Origin of the sequence: Mesorhizobium sp. M4A.F.Ca.ET.050.02.1.1 (assembly GCF_003997725.1) — a bacterium.
In the GTDB taxonomy this organism is placed as follows: Bacteria; Pseudomonadota; Alphaproteobacteria; order Rhizobiales; family Rhizobiaceae; genus Mesorhizobium.
Genome location: NZ_RZSG01000503.1, coordinates 1 through 4410 on the forward strand (window position 1 = coordinate 1; position 4410 = coordinate 4410).

General features: G+C 65.1%; 4 protein-coding genes. All 4 read right to left on the reverse strand.

Translation table 11 applies throughout. The features are described 5' to 3' along the window. Window positions 1-3: 3 nt before the first annotated feature. The 4 genes from EOA33_RS25515 to EOA33_RS25530 all read right to left on the reverse strand — a co-directional run bounded on the left by EOA33_RS25515 (window position 4) and on the right by EOA33_RS25530 (window position 4396). On the reverse strand, window positions 4-1260 hold the full coding sequence (locus tag EOA33_RS25515; protein WP_127406892.1) for a DUF763 domain-containing protein: 1257 nt from the start codon (window positions 1258-1260) through the stop codon (window positions 4-6). 270 nt (window positions 1261-1530) lie between these two features. Next, on the reverse strand, window positions 1531-1908 hold the full coding sequence (locus EOA33_RS25520) for a hypothetical protein (protein ID WP_127406893.1): 378 nt from the start codon (window positions 1906-1908) through the stop codon (window positions 1531-1533). A gap of 356 nt (window positions 1909-2264) precedes the next feature. Continuing rightward, window positions 2265-2579, reverse strand: a complete 315-nt coding sequence (locus EOA33_RS25525) for a hypothetical protein (RefSeq protein WP_126055361.1) — start codon at window positions 2577-2579, stop codon at window positions 2265-2267. A gap of 278 nt (window positions 2580-2857) precedes the next feature. Continuing rightward, window positions 2858-4396: an FAD-dependent oxidoreductase gene (locus tag EOA33_RS25530; RefSeq protein ID WP_127406894.1), complete on the reverse strand. Its 1539-nt coding sequence runs from the start codon at window positions 4394-4396 to the stop codon at window positions 2858-2860. Window positions 4397-4410 lie beyond the last annotated feature (14 nt).

Consider the following 4410-nt stretch of genomic DNA (forward strand, 5'->3'; position numbering starts at 1 on the left):
ATCCTACTTGCCTCCCTCCGGCGCCCCCTCCCACCCAAACACGCTCCGGCCACCCAGCAGATGCGACTGGTCCATCTCGCCGGCGACAATCTCCTTCAAGCTCGGCCCCGTCACATAGCGCTCCATCCGGCGTGACTCCCCGTCCAGCCGCTTGAGCGCCTGCAACTCCTCGTCGCGCCCGAGCCTGGCCTTGCTCACCGCCGATTTCAGCACCGATATGGTCTCGTCATAGACCTTCAGCGGCACGGGGAAGGGGTGGCGGTCCTTGCCGCCGTGGGCGAGCGAGAAGCGCGCCGGGTCGGAGAAGCGGTAGGGTGCGCCGTGCACCACTTCCGAGACCATGGCGAGCGCGCGCACGGTGCGCGGGCCGACGCCCGGCACCAGCAGCAGCTCGGGAAAATCCTTGGGGCCGCTTTCGATCGCGGCGGAAATGTTGCCGTGCAGGCGGCGCATGACGATGTCGCTCTCGCGCACGTCGTGATGCACCGGCATGACGAGGTTGGGCAGCATCGGCTGCGCGGCCGGTTCCGGCTCAGGCCTCACGATTTCCGGGGGCTCCAGCACGGCGAGCTCGGTCAGGATCTTTTCCGGGCTCATCGTCTTCAGAAGCTGGATCTGGCCGCCGCGCGCTTTTTCGGCGCGCCGGTCGGTGAGGTTGACGATCTCGCCCTGGCGCTCGCCCTCGATCGCCGCATGCGGCTGGTCGACGAAGCTGGTCAAGCCTTCCGACAGCCAGTGGTAGCGGCGCGCCTGGCGGGCGTCGCCGTTCATCCCCTGCTGCACCACCACCCAGCGCCCGTCATCGGTGACGATGAAGCCGTGCAGATAAAGGTCGTAGCCGTCCTGCACCGCGGCGCTGTCCACCTTGGCGACGAGGCGACTGGCGGAGGCGAGCGCCTCGCCGTCGAGGCCGGTGCGGTCGCCGATGGCCAGCAGCTCGCCCGGCGTCTTGCGCGAATGCGCGCCGCGCCCGCCGCAGACATGGATGCCGAGCTCGCTGGATAGCGGGTTGAGGCCGCGCTTCAGCGCGCCGATGACCGAGGTGGTGATGCCGGAGGAGTGCCAGTCCATGCCCATCACCGCGCCAAAAGACTGGAACCAGAAGGGGTGCGCCAGGCGCCGCAAAAGCTCGTCGCGGCCGTAATGGTGGATGATGGCTTCGCACAGCACGGCGCCCAGCTTCGTCATCCGATCGCCCAGCCATTTCGGGACCCGCCCGCCATGCAGCGGCAGATCGGCGCTGCCGCTTCGCTGCGTCACGCGTTTGTCTCCTGAGTGCCGGCTTTCTAGATGGCATTTTGGCAGGGATTTGCAAGGCGGAGGAGGTGGCGCGCACAAGCTTCGCGGTCGTCATCCAGGGCGAAGCAAGGAGCGAAGCGACGCGCCCAGACCCTGAGATCCATGCCGTGACTTGTGAGCGTTGCGGCGAAGCGGAATTCTGATCCGCCGCATTGTAGGACTGGCGTCACGGTATCCATCCGCGGGTCAAGCCCGAGGTTGACGAGGGAGCCTCGCTCCCTGCCCGCCTCGTCAGTAACGGCAAATCCGCACGCGTTCCAGCACCCGGCGGTGATGGTGCCAGTGCCTCACCCACTTCACGCGGCAATGGCGGTAATGGTGCCGGTAATGGTAGCGGTGCGGATAGCGGACCACGTAACCGGGATAATAGTCACGGTAATAGCGCGGGCCGTAATAGCGGCCGCCATAGTCGTAAAACGGTCCGCCGCCATAGAACGGTCCGCCGAAGGGTCCACCATAGAAAGGTCCACCGAACGGGCCGCCGTAGAACGGGCCGCCGAACGGACCGAAAGCGGGACCGAAAAATCCCAATCCGCGCGCATCCGCCGGCGCGACCGTGGCTGCCGCGGTGGCAACGGCGATCACTGAAGCAAGTAGCAGTTTTTTCATGGCAACCTCCTCCTGAAGGCTGATCATCGGCTAAACGCTCCGCAGGAGACCTATGTTCCCAATCGCTAATATTCGTCGGTGTGGATCTGGCCCCATGAGGAGGAGATTGCCGCGGGCAAGGGGCGTCAATGTTGCTCGTGCCCACCGCAGACAGGATGCCGAGCGGCAAGCGGGTTCCGCCCCGCTTCAGCGTGCCGATAAGAGGATGTCGGTCACGGCGAAGGATGGAACCAGAAAGGACGCGCAGGCCGCCTGAGCAGTTCGTCGCGGGGTGGAGATCAGATGCCATGTGGGCGGGGATTTGCAAGCGCGACGCCCTTCTCCCGCAAGGGGAGAAGGGGAGGCGGTATCAACGCTTACCACCGCCGTTCGCAGATGCGGATCTTCTCGATCACGCGGTGGTGGTGGCGCCAGTGCTTACGGTACTCGGTCCAGCAATGACGGTGGTGGCGCATGTAGTAGCGCGGCCTGTAGCCATCGTCGTAGACATTGTAGCGGTAGTGCGGACGATAGTAAGGGTCGCCGTAATAGGGGCGATAGGCGCCATAATAGTCATCGTCATAGGCCGGGCCGATGCCGATACCGAGGCGCAGGCTGTCGGCACTGGCCGGGCTGATCATAGCCGCCGCCGACGCAATCGCGATGACGGAGGCGAGCAGGAGCTTTTTCATGACTACCTCCTTTTCAATGCTGATCTAATAAAACCCCTGAGACGCGGTGCTGTTCCGATAAAAATAGTTCCGGTCTGATACGCCTTGGTGCGAAGTTCGCCCGGCAGGCGCTGGGTTGGGATGCTGCACGCCAGAACTGCCGAGCCTTGATGAAGGCTCTCGAATAGATCCAAGCCTATCTACGACACTCGCTTTTGTTGGCCACAGCCATTCCCTGCTTGAGGCTGGCGAACATTGATGGTGCTCAGGGTGCCTCGCAAGCCATCGCGGGGTGCCGCCTACGATTTCACGGCAGTCATCTCCCGCTCCATTTCCACCTCGGCCTCCAGGCTCGCGGTGTCGCGGAAGATCGAGGCGACGGCCAGCGTGCGGCCGTCGCGCTTGAAGCGCAGCAGGCAGTCCCTGGCACCGATGTCGCCATCGACCGCGATCTCGTCCCACTTTTCGGCATGGCCGACATAGTTGATGGGAACATCGTAATGCTGGCTCCAGAAGAACGGCACCGCTTCGAATTTCTCGCGCCGGCCGAGCATGTTGAGCGCCGCGGTTCGCCCCTGCCGCTCGGCAACCACCCAATGCTCGATCCGGATGGTCTCGCCGCTGCGGGGGTCTGGCCATCGCGCAATGTCGCCGGCGGCGAATACGCCAGGCGCGCTCGTCTCCAGAAAGGCGTTTACGACGACACCGCGGTCAAGGATAAGCCCTGCCTGTTCGGCAAGCCCGGTCCGCGGTCGCACGCCTATACCTGCGACGACCAGGTCGGCCGTCAGCGTCTTGCCGCTGGTAAGCGTCACCTTGCCGCCATCGATGCTGCTGGCGCTGTCCTCGAGATGGAACACAACGCCATGCTCCTCATGGAGGGCACGGATGAAGTCGCCCAGTTGCGGACCGAGCACCCGCTCCAGGGGCCGTTCTTCCGGCGCCACGACATGGACGTCGATATCGCGTGTGCGCAGGGACGCGGCAACTTCCAGGCCAATGAAGCTGGCGCCAAGCACCACGGCGCGGCGCGCACCCGTGGCCCGCTCGATGATAGCCCTGCTGTCTGCGAACGAGCGCAGCGTGTGGACGTGCGGCTGGTCGGCGCCGGGAATGGTGAGGCGCACCGGTTCGGCCCCGGTCGCAAGCAGCAGCCGGTCGTAGCGGACCCGGGCGCCGTCGGCGAGCACGACCTCGCCGGAACGCACGTCGATGCCGGCAACGTCCGCTTTGAGACGCAGGTCGATATCGTTCTTTGCGTAGAAGCTCTCGCCGCGCAGCGGAATCCAGCTTTCCGGCGCCTTGCCGGCGAGGTAGTCCTTGGAAAGATTGGGCCGATCTACCGGCGGCGCTTCGTCGTTGCTGAGCATGACGATGCTGCCTTGATAGCGTTCGCGCCGCAGTGTTTCGGCCGCCGCGAATCCGGCCGCGCCGCCGCCGACAATGACGATCTTCGCCGGGTCGGAGCCTGCATCGCGCGGCTTCGCTGCCGTCCGTTTGCGCTTCTCGCCCACGAAGATCCTGTTATCGCGCAGTTCCACCGACCAGCAGGCCAGCGGACTGAGAGCTGGCGCGCGCAAGGCCTCGCCGGTGCGCAAATCGAAGCATGCGTGATGCCAGGGACACCGCACGGTATCCTCCACCACAAGACCGTCGACGAGCGGCCCACCGTAATGTGTGCAGGACGCCGCGACGGCAAAGACCTCGGCGCCGCGGCGCACCAGTAGCACTTCTTCATCGCCGCAGTGGCCGACCAGCTTGCCGCCATCGGCAAGGTCGGAGAACGCGATGCCCTGAGCCAGGTCCGGCCCGTCTGATTTGGTGTGACCCGCAGCCATGTCCTTCTCCCTGG